This is a genomic window from Streptomyces sp. NPDC017225 (assembly GCF_044331465.1).
GTDB lineage: Bacteria > Actinomycetota > Actinomycetes > Streptomycetales > Streptomycetaceae > Streptomyces.
Genome location: NZ_JBIRNE010000003.1, coordinates 728,716 through 744,298, shown reverse-complemented (window position 1 = coordinate 744,298; position 15,583 = coordinate 728,716). Strand labels below are relative to the sequence as shown.

Sequence of the window (15,583 nt, the reverse complement as noted above, 5' to 3'; positions counted from 1 at the left end):
TACGAGAAGGACGGCACCATCACGATGGGCCGGGGCTTTGGTGACGGGTTCACCGACTACCACACCATCACTGAAGGTTTCGGCGGCTACGACGGCCGACTCCACATCGTCGGCTGAACAGAGGGCCCTGGCGCACCCGCCCCACGCACCAGGGCCCTCCACCTCCCCCGAGGCTGCTATGTCGTGTCAAGCCGCTTGAGCGAGTTCTTCGACGTTGCCGAGTCGGTTCCGGTCGGAGTGCTCAAGGATCTTGAAGATCTGGCGGCAGATCGCTCGCTTCAGGCATCGCTGCGCATCGCGGGAGGTCTTCCCTTCGGTGATCTTGCGTGTGACGTACGTCTTCGTAGAGGGATCGAGTCGCATCCTGATCAGGGTGATGGTGTGCATGGCCCGGTTGAGCTGCCGGTCGCCGCTGCGGTTGAGCCGGTGCCGGTTGGTCAGCCCGGACGAGGCAGGGATCGGCGAGACGCCGGCGAAGGAGGCGAAGGCGGCTTCCGAGCGGAATCGTCCCTGGTGAGACCAGTCCAGCGCAACGCCGGACAGCTCGCAGAGGGCAGGTCTGAATAACCTCGATTCTTCAGCGGCGACGATCATCGATGAGGAATCGAAGTCAACTGCCGCTTTTCGGCCGGGGAGTTACGCCAATCACCGTACACGGCACTGGAGAGCGAGTACTCGGACGTCGTTCCACGGACGACGAGTTCGGCGGCTCGTTCCATTTCCTTATGTCGCTACGCCGACGTGAAGAATACACAGATGGAAAAGTAGAGGGAAGCTTGGAGGTACGGCGCGGTTATGACGTTTTCTGGCTGAATGGCGTGGGGACGGAACCTTCTCGACGGAAATTGTGGCGCTTACGTTCAGGGAGTCTTGGAGAGGTGTTCTCCTTGCCCGAGTACCTTGGAACGGACTCTGCCGCAGCTCAGGTAGTAGGCGAGCTGCTACTACGGCTCGGTGCACAGTGCGCAATAAGCGCACGCTGGCAGGAGTGGCCACGGCCGACCGCACCGTGTTCGTTGTCCCACCCACTGCACCGTGGTTTTGCCCCGTCGCGGTCGCCGGCCCCGGACGGCTGGGCCGGCGACCCGCGCGGTACTTATCCGCGCCGTGCGGGCTGCCGGTCGGCGATCTCCTGCTCGGTCACGCGGGTTCGTCCCCGGCGAGCGCCTGGGCGGGAGTCGGAACGTGGCGGCGTTCTTCGAGCGGAATCACAGGCACAGGCGTGTCTTCCCCTAGAAAAACGCGCCGCACGACGCGTTCCGCCGCATGCCCGTCGTCGAACTCGCAGAAACGCCGACGGAAGACGTCCCGTTGTTCGGTCGCCTCCGGGCTGTCGTAGTCTCCCGAGGCGAGCAGCCGGAGCAGTTCCTCCTGGGTGGTCGCCACCGCACCGGGCGGTTCCTGGAGCAGGTCGAAGTAGGTGCCGCGGACCGCGGAGTAGGTCTCCCAGTCGGGGGCGTAGCTGATGATCGGACGGTCCAGTACGCCGTAGTCGAACATCGCCGACGAGTAGTCCGTGATCAGGGCGTCCGCGGCGAGGTACAGCTCCTCCACCCGGGGATGCCCGGTGACGTCGATGACCCGGCCGGTGCGGCGGAGCTCGGCGACGTGCGGCGAGTTGCCGTAGAAGTAGTGGCCGCGCACCAGCAGGGTCACGTCCGGCCCGAGTTCCCGCGCGAACCGGGTGAGGTCCAGGGGCGGTGTGAAGCCCGGCTGGTACTCGCGGTGGGTCGGCATGTAGAGGAGCGCCTTCCCGCCGTCCGCCAGGCCGAGTGCCGCACGTGCCCGCCGCACGTCCTCGGCCTCGGCGTTGGCGAGGACGTCGTTGCGCGGGTAACCGGCTTCCAGCGTCGTGTAGAAGCAGGGGTAGGCCCGTTCCCACACCACGCTGGAATGTCGGTTGGAGGTGATGCTGTAGTCCCAGCGGTCGCAGCGTTTGAGGAGATTGGCGAAACTCATGTTCGTGGAGGCCGGGTACTTCCGCTGGTCCAGACCCATGGTCTTCAGCGGGGTGCCGTGATGAGTCTGCAGGTGGATCTGGCCTTCCCGCTTCACCACGGAGTCCGCGAAGTTCACGTTGTTGACCAGGTATTTGGCGCGTGCCACGGCAGCCCAGTACTCGCGTGAGCCCACGCGCACGTAGTCCACTCCGGCGGGCACCTGGTCGACAGCGTCCGGCCGGATGGCCCACACACGGCGGATGTGCGGGGCCAGGCGGGCCAGTTCGGCGTCGATGGCCGCGGGGTTACAGGAGACGCTGCGGTTCCAGTAGGCGGAGAACACGGCCAGGTTCTCGTCCAGCGGCCCGCGCTGCTGGGAGCGGTAGAAGAGGCCCATGGCGCGGCGCTTGGACCGGTTCACGGCCGTGCGGGCACGCTTCTTGACGTCCTCGCGCAGTTTCGCCACGCGCGTCGCGCTCATCATCGCGGTGTAGGCTCCGCGTTCCAGCAACGCGTACTTGCGGCCGTGATTGCCGTCCGACCGGGCAAAGCCCTCAGGCAGTCGTGCGCGGTAGTCGGTGGCGGCGCGGTGGAAGAACTCCGACCGCGCGTTGGGCGGCAGGCGGTCCGGACGCTCCAGCACGGTCAGGTAGTGGTCGATCATCTTGCGGAACAACGGGTCGCGCCACTGGGCCAGTTCCTCGTGTGCGTCGAGGTAGTCGAAGACACGGCGGTACTGGTCGAAGACGTCGAAGTGCTTACGGCTGACCGTCTTCAGGATGTTGCCGCCCTCGCGGCGCTGTCGGTAGTGCACGCAGACCCGGTCCAGCAGTGCGATCCGCTCGGCGGTGATCAGGGAACAGAATGTCCAGGGAGCGTCCTCGTAGTAACCCGGGGGGAAGACGAGCCCCGCGCGGGTGACGAAGTCGCGCCGGTAGGCCTTGTTCCAGACTATCTGCAGCAAATCAAGCAGCTTCGGATGGTCAGCGAGGGAGAAGACGTCCGATCCGTCGTATCGGAGCAGGTCCGCTCGCTGGTTCCGCTTTGTCCTGCCGTCCCAGTAGGTACGGGCGTAGTCATAGATGAGAATGTCTGGATTGCCGGTGGCGTCGAGACGGTCGGACATCGCTGCCAGCGCCCCGTCGGGCATCGTGTCGTCACTGTCAAGGAACAGTACGTAGTCGCCCTGTGCCTTTTCCAGTCCGGCGTTTCGTGCGAGCCCCAGTCCCACATTCTCCATGAGGTGAATCACTCGAATGCGTGGGTCGCGTTCCGCGTATTCGTCCAGCAGGGCACCAGAGCCGTCAGGCGAGCAGTCGTCGACCGCGATGATCTCGAAGTCCGTGTACTCCTGCCCCAGTACGGAGTCGAGGCACTCGGGCAGGTACCCCTGCACCTTGTACACGGGGATGACGAGGGAAAATGTGGGCATCCTTTACAACCTGTTCCAAGGAAGCTGGCCATGTGTCCGTACTTACCGTAGCCGGACAGTCTGTGACTTGCCGCCGAGGGCGATACGTCCGCCACTATCTCGGGCCTTGCTTGTCCGAATCGACATGTGAAGATTCACGCGTCGGATGTGGGTTTTGTGCAACTTTCAGAATTTCCACACAAGTGCTGATCGCGTCGGCGTGCAAGGGGAGGGGCGGCTCCCGTCGTGGTCCGGGGAGGGGGAGTTCCGCGGCCAGCCTCCGCTCCATCCGCGCCCGGTGCTCCCCGGCCGCCGCGCACAGCTCCCGTACGGCACCGGCGAAGCGCTCCTGGGACGGCGGCTCGGCCGGACCCAGCAGACGCAGGGCCAGCGCCGCGCGCTCCCCGGCGAGCGTGTCCCGCTCCGGATGCCGGACCAGGTCCAGCAGGTCGGCCACCCCGGCCGCGTCCGGCGTCAGCACCGTCGCCGCCGCCACCGTCGGGAAGGACTTGCGGAACCCGTCCTCCGCCAGCCCACTGGTGTTGGCCACCGCGTACGGCTTGCCGCTCGCCAGGAAGTCGCTGATCACGCTCGACACGTCGCTGATCAGCAGGTCGGCCCGGTTGAAGCAGGAGTAGAGGGGCGGCCGGGCGTCCGTGACGACCTGGTGCTCCCACTCGGGCAGCGCGGCCCAGTACGCCTCCTCCCAGGCGGCCGTCGCCCGCGCCACCGCCCCGGCCCGCCCGGGCTCCGGCGCCGACCCGCGCAGCATCCGCTCCACCTGGTCGGCGGCCGAGCGGAAACCGGCCGCGGTGAGCCGGTCCAGCTCCGCCGCCCGCCGGTCCAGCTCCGCCGCCCGCCGGTCCAGCTCCGCCGCCCGCCGGGCCGGCTCGGCGGCCGCCGCCGCCCCCGGCCGGGGCCCGCCCCGCTCCCGGTTCGCCGCCCGCACCAGCTCCCGGATGCGCAGATCGGCGGCCCCGGCCCGCGGATCCACCGACCCCGTCAGCGGATGCGGCTTGTACAGCAGCCGTACACCCGGGTCCGCGAGCAGTGCCCGTACGAGGTTCTCCCCGGCCTCGACCACCGACGTGTTCCCCGGGTTGCCGTCCCAGCCCTCCCAGGTCGGCGCGTACAGGACCGTCGTGAACGCCCCGGCGGCGGGCGGGCCCGCGTACGGCCGTACGGCCTCCAGCTGCGGGCGGCCGATCTCCACCACGTCCTTGTCCTCGACGCCGACCTCCGCCAGCGCGTACCGCTCGCGCGCCGCCGGACCGGCCACCCACACCTCGTCGTACGCCTTCGCGTACGGGTTGCACGAGGACAGCTTGTCGCTCTCCCCGTGGTTGACGAAGGCGTGCTTGATCGTGGGGATGCGCAGGACCTGCGAGGTCTTCCCGGAGTTCGACGGGTGGAGCAGGACCCGCAGCGTGGAGTGCTCCAGGGACATCAGCGTGGACACCTTCGGCAGGCACACGACGGGGATGTCGGTCGCCGCGATCCGCTGCACCATGAACCGCTCCCGCAGCACGATCAGCGGCCGTCCGTCCAGCCGGGCGAGGGGCTCCAGCCACATGTTGGCCTGGTACGCCGAGGACGCCCCGCCCGAGAAGTACAGGCCGACGGTGGGCCGGTACTCCGCCAGCCACGCCTCGAACCAGTCGAGCACCTCCCGCTCACCCGCGGGCCGGCGCCCCGGCGGCAACCGCAGCAGCAGCGCGACCAGGCCGGCCAGCACGGCCGTCAGGGACAGCGCGAGACCCGCCGCGCCGTACACCGGCGCGTCGGTGGCGGCCGTGGCCAGCAGTCCGGCCGTCGCGGGGAGTCCGAAGGCCGCCAGCCGGGGACCCGGGCGGCGCAGCAGGACCGGGGGCGCCGGGGTCAGGCGCAGCGCCGAGGCGTCGATGTTGCGGGTCACCACGGGCAGCGTCCGGGTGCGCCGGACCAGGACGGAGACCGCCTGGATCGCCCAGTGCAGTCCGTAGAAGGCGAGCAGACCGGCGACGAGCGGGGCGTACACCGTCTCCCGGTGCTGCTCGCCGAGCCGCAGCAGGCCCACCACGAGCAGCAGGTCGCGCAGCACGTGCCGGACCGTGACGTCGGCGTGCGACTTGGCGAACAGCGACACCACGCCCCGCTGCCACCGGTACAGCATCCCCTCGGCGGCCAGTGAACCGGCGGTCGCGGCGAGCAGCAGCGGCACGTGCGGCAGCAGCGCGCCCACCGCCTGCGCGACGAACGCGGCCGCCAGTACGCCGACGACGAGCAGCTTCACGGCGGTCTGCCGGCGGGGGAGACCGAGGCGGGGGAGGCGGCGGCGGGACGGATCGCGGCGGGGAAGACCGCGGCGGGGCAGGGATAGGGGCACTGCGGTCGCTCCAGGCTTGCTCGTCGCGCATCGGACATCCGGGTTAACGCCAGGCGACCTTCTGACGACACGCCCGTGTTGACCGCGGCCTTGACGCGGTGGCCGCCGCGCCTCCTGTCCGCAGCCTGGACCGCGGCGCGTGACGCGTCCGACTTCGCGTAGATTGCCTGGCGAGCGCGGGGATCGGCGCGTGTCGACGGGAGAGGGCGGACGGCGGCGGTGACTGGGCGGACAGCAGCAGTGGCAGGGGCGAGGCAGGCCGTGGGCGAGGCCCGCAGGATCGTCGTCAAGGTCGGCTCCTCCTCGCTGACCACCGCGGCGGGCGGCCTGGACGCCGACCGGGTCGACGCGCTCGTCGACGTGCTGGCCAAGGTGCGGGGGACCGACAAGGAGATCGTCCTCGTCTCCTCCGGCGCCATCGCCGCCGGCCTCGCGCCGCTGGGCCTCGCCCGCCGCCCGAGCGACCTGGCCCGGCAGCAGGCCGCCGCCAGCGTGGGCCAGGGCCTGCTGGTCGCCCGCTACACCGCCTCCTTCGCCCGTTACGGAGTCCGTGTCGGCCAGGTGCTGCTGACCAGCGACGACATGAGCCGCCGCGCCCACCACCGCAACGCCTCGCGCACCCTGGACAAGCTGCTGGCGATGGGCGCCTTCCCGATCGTCAACGAGAACGACACCGTCGCCACCGACGAGATCCGCTTCGGCGACAACGACCGGCTCGCCGCCCTCGTCGCCCACCTGGTCCGCGCCGACCTGCTGGTGCTGCTCTCCGACGTGGACGGCGTGTACGACGGCGACCCGAGCCGGCCGGACACCTCGCGGATCGCCGAGGTGCGCGAGGCGGCCGACCTCGCGGACATCGAGATCGGCAGCGCGGGCAGGGCGGGCGTCGGCACCGGCGGCATGGTCACCAAGGTGGAGGCGGCCCGGATCGCCGCCGCCGCCGGCATCCCCGTGGTGCTGACCAGCGCGGTCCACGCGGCCGACGCCCTGACCGGCGGCGACACCGGCACCTACTTCCACGCCACCGGCAAACGCTCCGCCGACCGGCTGCTGTGGCTCCAGCACGCCTCCACCCCGCAGGGGGCGCTGGTCCTCGACGACGGGGCGGTGCGCGCGGTCGTCGAGGGCCGCAAGTCGCTGCTGCCGGCCGGGATCGCCGGCGTCGAGGGCGAGTTCGCCGCGGGCGAGCCGGTGGAGCTGCGGGACGGCGCGGGGCGCGCGGTGGCCAGGGGCCTCGTCAACTTCGACGCCAGGGAGATCCCCCGGCTGCTCGGCCGCTCCACCCGGGAGCTGGCGCGCGAACTCGGACCCTCGTACGAACGCGAGGTCGTACACAGGGACGATCTGGTGATCCTGCACCCGTAATGGGTCGAAACGTCCCCGAATCGGCGGTGGACGTTCCGCAAAAACCGCCCCGCGATCTTGCGTGGCCTGCTCAACTCTCCTCAGGGACCAGCCCGGCCGACCACCGGGCCGAGCCGTGTGCGTGAAGGAGGCCGTCGTGAGCGGAGTGCGCCCTGGAGCGGCGGCGTCCCGCGGTGGTACGGGCGCCCGTGGTGTCACCGGCACCCGCGGTGGCACGGGCGCCCGGGGCGGTACCGGTGCCCGTCCCGGCGGTACGGCCCGCAGCGGAGCATCCCGCGCGGCCGGCGAGGAGCGCGCCCTGACCAGCGTCGCGGCCGGCGACCGGTTCCGGGGCGAGGAGTCCGAGCACATCCCGCGCCTGTGGCACGTCACCCTCAGCGTCTCCGGCGCCCGGGCCCCGCTCACCGAGGTCCGGCGCGCCCTGGAGCAGCTCGCGCACGACCATCCCTTCCTGCTGACCAGCCGGTACGCCGAGGACCACGCGGAGATCCGGTACTGGGAGGAGGCCCGCGACCTGCACGACGCCGCCGCCGTCGCCCTGCGCCTGTGGGGCGAGCACCGGCAGACCGCGGGACTGCCGCCCTGGGAGATCGTCGGCCTGGAGGTCATCGACCGGGCGACCTATCACCAGCGCATCGCGGCGGGGTACGGACCGGCACCGGCGACACCGGTCGGAGTTCACCCCTTCTAGTGCCGGAGTCCGCCCCGGGCCGTGTCTCGGGGTTCGGGACGACCGGTGGAGGCTCCGCGCCGCCTACTACGCTTCCCCCATGACCACGCTCTCGCCGTACGACTCGATGTCCCCGGTCACCCGGGCCGCCTACCGGGCCAAGTCCGCCGCGGCCGACCTCGCGCCGCTGCCGCGGGCCGCGAAGGACGACGCGCTGCTCGCCGTCGCGGACGCGCTGGAGGTCCGTACGAGCGAGATCGTCGAGGCCAACGCCCAGGACGTGGCCAAGGCCCGCGCCGCCGGGACGTCCGAGGCCATCGTCGACCGGCTGACCCTCACCCCGGAGCGGGTCCGCGCCATCGCCTCCGACGTGCGCGACGTCGTCGCCCTGCCCGACCCCGTCGGCGAGGTCGTACGCGGCAACACCCTCCCCAACGGCATCGACCTGCGCCAGGTCCGGGTGCCGCTCGGCGTGGTCGGCATCATCTACGAGGGCCGGCCCAACGTGACGGTCGACGCCGCCGCCCTGTGCCTGAAGTCCGGCAACGCGGTGCTGCTGCGCGGCTCCTCCTCGGCCTACCAGTCGAACACCGCCCTCGTGAGGGTGGTCCGCGACGCCGTGGGCGGGGCCGGGCTGCCCGCCGACGCCGTGCAGCTGGTGCCCGGCGAGAGCCGGGAGAGCGTGCGCGAGCTGATGCGCGCCCGGGGGCTCGTCGACGTGCTCATCCCGCGCGGCGGCGCCTCGCTGATCAACACGGTCGTCCAGGAGTCCACCGTCCCCGTCATCGAGACCGGCACCGGCAACTGCCACGTCTACGTCGACGCGCAGGCCGACCTCGACATGGCCGTCGACATCCTGATCAACTCGAAGGCGCAGCGCGTGAGCGTCTGCAACGCCGCCGAGACCCTCCTGGTCCACCAGGACATCGCCGCCGACTTCCTGCCCCGCGCGCTGGACGCCCTCGCCGAGGCCGGGGTCACCGTGCACGCCGACGAGCGTGTGCTGGCGTACGCCGAGGACTCCAAGGTGACGGCCGTCGAGGCCACGCCGGAGGACTGGGAGACCGAGTACCTCTCCTACGACATCGCCGCGGCGGTCGTCGACTCCCTCGACAAGGCCGTCGAGCACATCCGGCTGTGGACCTCCGGCCACACCGAGGCCATCGTGACCACCTCGCAGCAGGCCGCCCGCCGCTTCACCCAGCTGGTCGACTCCACCACGGTCGCGGTGAACACCTCCACCCGCTTCACCGACGGCGGCCAGTTCGGCTTCGGCGCCGAGATCGGCATCTCCACGCAGAAGCTGCACGCCCGGGGCCCGATGGGGCTGCCGGAGCTGACCAGCACCAAGTACATCGTCACTGGTGACGGGCACGTCCGGCGCTGAGCGGCGGTCCGCGCCGAAGCGCACGCGCGTGGGCGCGAGTGAGGGGCACGCGCCCACGGGTGCGCCCGTGACCTGATCGGGGCATCTCACCCACCGGTTGAACTTCCCCGCCGTCTGCCCAAATCGACCACCCGGGTCTACTCTGGACCCGTGCCGGAGGACGTGGGGGGTAGGCCGTTCCCTGACGGCTGGGAGCCCGACGACGAACACGACCGCGGGGTGTCGGACGAAGAGTTCGCCTCCGTGGTATTCGACGAGGCCTTCGTGCGGGCGGCAGCGGTGCACGAGCCGACCGCCGTCGAGCGCCTCCTGGCCGCCGCGCAGGCCAGAGCCGAGGCCACCGAGGCGGAAGCGGCCCGCCGCGGCCGTACCAGGGGCGAGCGCTACGACGACGGGTACGGCGATTTCGGCCATGACCCCGACCTCGACGACCCGGACGACGACCGCGACCTCCTCGACCGCCCGTACGGCGCTCCCGCGGCGTACGGCAAGCAGGTCCGCTGGCACCGGCCCGTCGCCTGGATGCTCGCCGTCGTGATGGGCGTCGGCATGGTCGCGCTGGCCTTCGTGGCCGTCTACCGGGGCGCCTCCTCGGGCGGCGGTACGCAGCAGGTGCCGCCCCCCGTCTCGACCGGTCCCGAGCAGGGCCGGGCCGTGACCCCCTCCGCCTCCGCCGACTACTCCCAGCCGGCTGTGTCGGTCATCCCGCGCACCCCCTGACCAGGCCGTCCCGTGGGCCGGAACCTGCCCCGACTTCACCTGCGCCGACGCGTTTACGCTACCTTCCGGAGACCTACCCTGAAGGTATGGCAGGGCTTGGCGACCCGCCCGGAGGGACACCCGAGGGCGCCCCCGGAGGCGGAGAGGACGAGTACCGATCCGTCGTCTTCGACGAGTCGTTCGTCCGGGCTGCCCGGCTCCAGGAGTTCTCCGCCCAACAGCGCCTGTCCGACCACGCCCCGGCCGTCCGCCGCCGTACGGCGCTGCGCCGGGCCGGCCTGTCCCGGCAGGCGCTGGTCCTCGTCGTGCTGATCGCCGTTGCCTTCGGCACCGCCATCTACATGGGCGTACGGCACCCGTACCAGAGCCCCGCCGCGCAGCGGGTCGCCGAGCCGGCGCGGATGACCGTCGTCCCGCTCGCACCGCAGGGCCGGGTGCCCGGCGCCGCCGACGCCGCGCACCTGTACGAGCGCAGCCCCGCCGCGGACTTCCCGTCCTCGGCGAAGGGCGTCCGACTGCCGGACGGCGCCGGGCGCACCGCGCACTTCTCGGGCGACCAGGTGCTGAGCGCGCTCACCACCGCCAAGAACTACATCGTCCGCTCGGCGCTCGACCCGGACGTGGTCGGCGGCGGGGAGGTCCGTTCGGTGCGGGTGCTGCTGGATCCGGAGCAGCTCGACCAGTTCGACGAGAGCTTCGAGAAGCCCGCCGCGGACGGCCGGCACGCGCCCACCGGATGGCTGGTGCGCTTCGACCCGGCCCGTGCCGAGCTGGCCGACGCCCCGATCCGGGTGAACGGCAGCCTGAAGGTGACGGAGAGCGACGCGTCCGCGCTGGAGGTCAGCGCCGATCACACCATGGTGTACCCGCTGCGGCCCGAGGGCGACGCCCGGGCCGAGACGTCGCTGTTCACCGTCCGGCGCGAGCTGCACTTCCGTTTCGACCGGGACGACCTGCGGCTGCACCAGACGCAGCTCGTCGCGTCCTCCGTCCAGGCCGGTCCGCACTCCTGCGCCGAGAACCCGGCGGACCACCTGCGCCCGCTGCTCGCGGGCCAGACGGCCGGAGACGGTGCCCCCGCGGGCACCGACCCGTACACCACGGACAACCCCACGGCCCTGTGCGGCACCCTCGCGGCGGGCGCCCAGCCGAGGGCGTGACCCCCCGGGAACGGGCGCCCGGCAGAGGGCGTGAGGGCCGGGGCGGCCGGTCCCTGCCCGTCGCGTCGCGGGGTCAGGCGCCGTCGCGCGGCGGACGGTCGTCCGGGGTCTCCGGGCCGCCGGTCCCCTCCGGGCCGTCGGACGACGTGTCCGCGTCCTTGGGCGACCCCTGCTGGGAGCCCGTGAAGCCGCCGAAGCCGCGGCGCATCCGGTCGCCGAGGTCACCGGCGCCCCCCGCGATGTCGTTCACCAGCTTCATCAGCGGGTCCTTGGAACCGCGCACGTTCGTGGCGTAGCTGGACGCCGACTCGCGGAAGGAGTCCCGGACCGAGGTGTCCTTGTCCTCGTCGCGCCGCGGGTAGTGGCCGTCCATGATCCGCTGGTAGTCCCGGGAGGCCGCCCACTTCTTCAGCTCGGCGGCCCGCACCGTGGTGAAGGGGTGGGAGCGGGGCAGCACGTTCAGGATCTTCAGCACGGAGTCGCGCAGGTCGCCCCCGGCCTCGTACTCGTCGGCCTGCTCCAGGAACGCGTCCACGTTCATCTCGTGCAGGTGGTTGCCGCCCGCGATCTTCATCAGACCCCGCATGGAGGCCTGCAGGTCCTGACCGACCAGCAGACCCGCGCGGTCCGCCGACAGCTCCGACTTGCGGAACCACTCGCGCAGCGCGGTCACGATCGCCATGATCGCCAGGTTGCCCAACGGGATCCAGGCGACCCGGACCGCGAGGGACGTCAGGAAGAGCAGCACGGTCCGGTAGACCGCGTGCCCGGACAGCGCGTGCCCGACCTCGTGCCCGACGACCGCCCGCATCTCCTCCTCGTCCAGCAGCTCGACGAGGCCCGTGGTGACCACGATGATCGGCTCGTCCAGGCCGATGCACATCGCGTTCGGAGTCGGGTCCTGGTTGACGTACATCGGGGGGACCTTCTCCAGGTCCAGGATGTAACAGGCGTCGCGCAGCATGACGTTCAGATGGGCGAACTGCCGGTCCGAGACCCGCACCGAGTCGGACAGGAACAGCAGCCTCAGACTCCGCTCGGGCAGCAGGCCGCTCAGCGCCTTGAAGACCGTGTCGAAGCCGCTCAGCTTGCGCAGCGCCACCAGGGCGCTGCGGTCGGCCGGATGCTCGTACGCACGCGAGGAGATTCCGGGGAAGCGCCTGCGCTGCCTGCTCGGCACGTTCTCGTGCCCGTTGTGCTGGTGGCCGTCGGACATGTCTTCCCCCATGTGCGTGTGTGAGGCCTGTGCGTGTGTCCGGCCCTTTGCGAACCCTTGTATGACCTTTTGCTCCCCCGAAGCCGGGCCCAGCCTAGGCGGAGATACCGTGGACGGGCAGTGCAACGAAGGAGTCCACGTCATGGCGCACATCCCCCACACCGACTGGCTCGCCGCGGCGGTGGGCGCGGCCGAGCAGCAAGGGCCGGGGAATCTGCTCCGCGTCGTGCTGATCGTGATGGTGGTGGGCTGTGTGCTGACCGCGTGGTTCCTGCTGCGGGGGTACAAGCAGAAGGACGACTGAGGCGATCCGAAGGTTCCCCCTGTCCGGTCCCCAACGGCGGAGTCGGCGTGATCGTCCGCGAGGCGCCCGCTTACGATGAGCGGACGTCTTTATCCCGCCCACACCGGATAGGTCCTGCCGAAGATGAGCTTCCACAGCACCGCTGCCCAGTTTGTCACCCTCGCCTCCGAGGGCGGCGCGGAGCACAGCGGCAACCACCAGAGCCTGAATCCCTTGGTCACCGGCATCGGCGCGTTCCTCGCCCTGATGCTCCTGCTGTGGATCACCACCCGGTTCAACCGCGACCGCTGAGCGCGAGGGCTGTGGGGGCGGCAGGAGCTCTCCGGCCGGGCCGGTAGGGTCTGCACGCATGGGAGAGCAGGACATGCCTACCGGTCCGGCGCACGAGGCGACGTACGACGCGGACGCGGAGCGCACACCGGCGCGTGACACGCGCAGCCGCGCGGTCCCGGCCCGCGCCACCGGCCGAGGCAGCGGCCCGTCGCCGTCGGGCAGGCGCCGGCTCGGCGTCATGGGCGGCACCTTCGACCCGATCCACCACGGGCACCTCGTGGCGGCCAGCGAGGTCGCCGCGCAGTTCCACCTCGACGAGGTGGTGTTCGTGCCCACCGGCCAGCCGTGGCAGAAGAGCCACCGCACGGTCTCCGCGGCCGAGGACCGCTATCTGATGACGGTCGTCGCGACCGTCGAGAACCCGCAGTTCTCGGTGAGCCGCATCGACATCGACCGCGGCGGTCCCACCTACACCGTGGACACCCTGCGCGACCTGAGCGCGCTCAACCCGGAAGCGGACCTGTTCTTCATCACCGGCGCCGACGCCCTCGCCCAGATCCTCACCTGGCGCGACAGCGAGGAGCTGTTCTCCCTCGCGCACTTCATCGGCGTCACCCGGCCGGGCCACCACCTGACGGACGCCGGGCTCCCCAAGGGCGGCGTGTCGCTCGTCGAGGTCCCCGCCCTCGCCATCTCCTCCACGGACTGCCGTGCGAGAGTCGCCAAGGGCGATCCCGTCTGGTACCTGGTGCCGGACGGCGTCGTGCGCTACATCGACAAGCGCGAGCTGTACCGCGGCGAGTGAGCCGAGAGGGGCACCGGTGAACGACGGATACGACGCGGGGTACGACGGCGGCGACCAGTACGAACTCGTGGGTTACGACGAGTACGGCCGGCCGGTGTACCGCCAGGCCCAGGGCCAGGCCCCGGCCCGTCCCGGCGGGCAGCAGCCGTACGACGCGTACGCGCGGCAGCAGGGACACCACGGACAGCAGAGCCCACAGAACCAGCCGGACCAGGGTCAGCCGTACGGGCAGCAGGGCTACGGCCACGACCCGTACGCCGCGGGCGGGCAGCAGCCGCCCGCCACCGGCTACGCCCCCTACGACACCTACGGCTCCCAGACCGGTTACGACACCGGGCAGCAGTCGCCCGTACCCGGTTACGACACCGGGCAGCAGCCGCCCGTACCCGGTTACGACACCGGGCAGCAGCCGCCCGTACCCGGTTACGACTCCTACGAGGGCTACGCCCCCGGCACGCACACGCAGCCGTCCTACGACCCGTACGGGCAGGCGGCCACCAGCGGCCGGCAGCCCCGGCTCGCCGAGCAGACCGCCCACATCCCGCAGCAGGCGGGACCGCCGGACCCGCAGCGGGAGGAACCGGAAGCGCAGGGTCCCGAGGAGGCCGCCGAGTCCGGCCGGGAGTACCACACCGAGCAGTTCGCCTTCGTCGAGGAGCCGGCCGACGACTCCGAGGACGTCATCGACTGGATGAAGTTCACGGAGAACCGCACCGAGCGCCGCGAGGAGGCCCGGCGGCGCGCACGCGCGCGTGTCGTCGCCCTGGTCGTCGTCCTCGCGCTGGTCGCGGTCGGCGGCGTCGGCTACCTCTGGTACGCCGGAAAGCTGCCCGGACTGTCCTCCTCGGACGACAGGACGGGCGGTTCGACGGCGGCCGGCGCCCAGAAGCGCGACGTGATCGCCGTCCACCTGCACGACACCGACGGCGGCGGCACCTCCACCGCACTCCTCGTCGACAACACCACCACCAAGCAGGGCACGGCCGTACTGGTCCCCAACTCCCTCTCCCTGACCGGCGACGACGGCACCGCCACCACGCTCGCCAAGTCCGTCGACGACGAGGGCCCCGACGCGACGCGCACCGCGCTCGACTCGGCCCTCGGCACCGACATCGAGGGCACCTGGCGCCTGGACACGCCGTACCTCCAGATCCTCGTCGACCTGGTCGGCAACATCGAGGTCGACACCGACACCGACGTCCCCGACCCGGAGGCCGAGGAAAAGGGCGCCGCACCCCTGGTACGCAAGGGCGAGGGCCAGACCCTCAGCGGCAAGACGGCCGTCGCCTACGCCACCCACCGCGGCTCCGGTGAGAAGGCGGACGCGCAGTTGCAGCGGTTCGGGCAGGTCATGCAGGGGGTGCTGCGCAAGCTGTCCTCGGATCCCGCGGCCGCGACGACCACCGTCCAGACCCTCGGGCTGATCCTCGACCCGCCGCTGACCGAGAAGGACCTCGGTGCCTTCCTCGCCGGGCTCTCCGACCGCGCCAAGGGCGGTGACTTCAGGACCGCGCTGCTGCCCGTCCAGGCCGACGGCCGGCTCAGCGCCGAGGCCAGTGACAGCGTCGTCGAGGACGTCCTCGGCGGCACCGCCGAGAGCCCCGACAAGGACGCGGCCGTCAGCGTCTCCGTACGCGACGCCACCGGCGTCGAGGACCGCGCCGGAAAGGCCCGCGTGGTGCTCCTCAACGGCGGCTTCACCTTCCTGGAGGGCGGCACCGCCTCCGGCACCGCGGCCACGTCGGAGGTCGTCTACGCCGAGGCCGCCGACAAGGAGAACGCCGTGCAGGTGGCCAAGACCCTGGGGCTGCCCACCGACTCCGTCACCCAGGGCGAGGTCTCCGCGAACGCGAGGGTCTCGGTGGTGCTCGGCCAGGACTACGAACCGGCTTCCTAGCGGCCGGACGATTGTCGCGTGGGCCGTCGTCGGCGGTCGTGAGACCCTTGAGGTCAACCGACCGCCGACC

Annotated in this window: 12 protein-coding genes and 1 pseudogene; 9 read left to right on the top strand and 4 right to left on the bottom strand. The window is 71.3% G+C overall.

From position 1 onward, the window contains the following. Positions 1-186: 186 nt before the first annotated feature. From ACH4NX_RS10595 to ACH4NX_RS10585, 3 genes and pseudogenes are all read right to left on the bottom strand, one after another. Positions 187-522 (bottom strand): annotated as a pseudogene (locus ACH4NX_RS10595) (transposase); the annotation flags it as partial. Positions 523-1,140: 618 nt separating this feature from the next. After that, on the bottom strand, positions 1,141-3,372 hold the full coding sequence (locus ACH4NX_RS10590; protein WP_398128543.1) for a CDP-glycerol glycerophosphotransferase family protein: 2,232 nt from the start codon (positions 3,370-3,372) through the stop codon (positions 1,141-1,143). A gap of 94 nt (positions 3,373-3,466) precedes the next feature. Further along, positions 3,467-5,623, bottom strand: a complete 2,157-nt coding sequence (locus tag ACH4NX_RS10585) for a hypothetical protein (protein ID WP_398128563.1) — start codon at positions 5,621-5,623, stop codon at positions 3,467-3,469. Positions 5,624-5,956: 333 nt separating this feature from the next. Here ACH4NX_RS10585 and proB point away from each other — a divergent pair, with 333 nt between their 5' ends. The 5 genes from proB to ACH4NX_RS10560 all read left to right on the top strand — a co-directional run bounded on the left by proB (position 5,957) and on the right by ACH4NX_RS10560 (position 11,018). After that, positions 5,957-7,081 carry a glutamate 5-kinase gene (proB, locus tag ACH4NX_RS10580; RefSeq protein WP_351387913.1) on the top strand — a complete coding sequence of 375 codons (1,125 nt, stop codon included), beginning with the start codon at positions 5,957-5,959 and terminating at the stop codon, positions 7,079-7,081. Between the two features lie 136 nt (positions 7,082-7,217). After that, positions 7,218-7,772: a hypothetical protein gene (locus tag ACH4NX_RS10575; protein ID WP_398128542.1), complete on the top strand. Its 555-nt coding sequence runs from the start codon at positions 7,218-7,220 to the stop codon at positions 7,770-7,772. 79 nt (positions 7,773-7,851) lie between these two features. Continuing rightward, positions 7,852-9,138 carry a glutamate-5-semialdehyde dehydrogenase gene (locus ACH4NX_RS10570; RefSeq protein WP_351387917.1) on the top strand — a complete coding sequence of 429 codons (1,287 nt, stop codon included), beginning with the start codon at positions 7,852-7,854 and terminating at the stop codon, positions 9,136-9,138. Between the two features lie 150 nt (positions 9,139-9,288). Then, on the top strand, positions 9,289-9,858 hold the full coding sequence (locus ACH4NX_RS10565) for a hypothetical protein (RefSeq protein ID WP_351387919.1): 570 nt from the start codon (positions 9,289-9,291) through the stop codon (positions 9,856-9,858). An 86-nt stretch (positions 9,859-9,944) separates the two neighbouring features. Continuing rightward, complete coding sequence (locus tag ACH4NX_RS10560; RefSeq protein ID WP_351387921.1) at positions 9,945-11,018, top strand: hypothetical protein; 1,074 nt, start codon at positions 9,945-9,947, stop codon at positions 11,016-11,018. Between the two features lie 73 nt (positions 11,019-11,091). On the opposite strand, the gene ACH4NX_RS10555 is transcribed toward ACH4NX_RS10560, so the two are convergent. After that, a complete protein-coding gene (locus tag ACH4NX_RS10555) occupies positions 11,092-12,234 on the bottom strand; it encodes a M48 family metallopeptidase (protein WP_351387923.1) in 1,143 nt (380 codons plus the stop codon). Between the two features lie 142 nt (positions 12,235-12,376). Between ACH4NX_RS10555 and ACH4NX_RS10550 the strand changes: the two genes are divergently transcribed. The 4 genes from ACH4NX_RS10550 to ACH4NX_RS10535 all read left to right on the top strand — a co-directional run bounded on the left by ACH4NX_RS10550 (position 12,377) and on the right by ACH4NX_RS10535 (position 15,513). Next, a complete protein-coding gene (locus ACH4NX_RS10550) occupies positions 12,377-12,538 on the top strand; it encodes a hypothetical protein (protein ID WP_351387925.1) in 162 nt (53 codons plus the stop codon). 123 nt (positions 12,539-12,661) lie between these two features. Next, positions 12,662-12,829: a hypothetical protein gene (locus ACH4NX_RS10545; protein WP_351387928.1), complete on the top strand. Its 168-nt coding sequence runs from the start codon at positions 12,662-12,664 to the stop codon at positions 12,827-12,829. A gap of 58 nt (positions 12,830-12,887) precedes the next feature. Continuing rightward, positions 12,888-13,616, top strand: a complete 729-nt coding sequence (nadD, locus tag ACH4NX_RS10540) for a nicotinate-nucleotide adenylyltransferase (RefSeq protein WP_351387930.1) — start codon at positions 12,888-12,890, stop codon at positions 13,614-13,616. Positions 13,617-13,632: 16 nt separating this feature from the next. Further along, positions 13,633-15,513 (top strand): LytR C-terminal domain-containing protein, encoded by a 1,881-nt coding sequence (locus tag ACH4NX_RS10535; protein ID WP_398128541.1) that lies wholly within the window; start codon positions 13,633-13,635, stop codon positions 15,511-15,513. Positions 15,514-15,583: the final 70 nt, after the last annotated feature.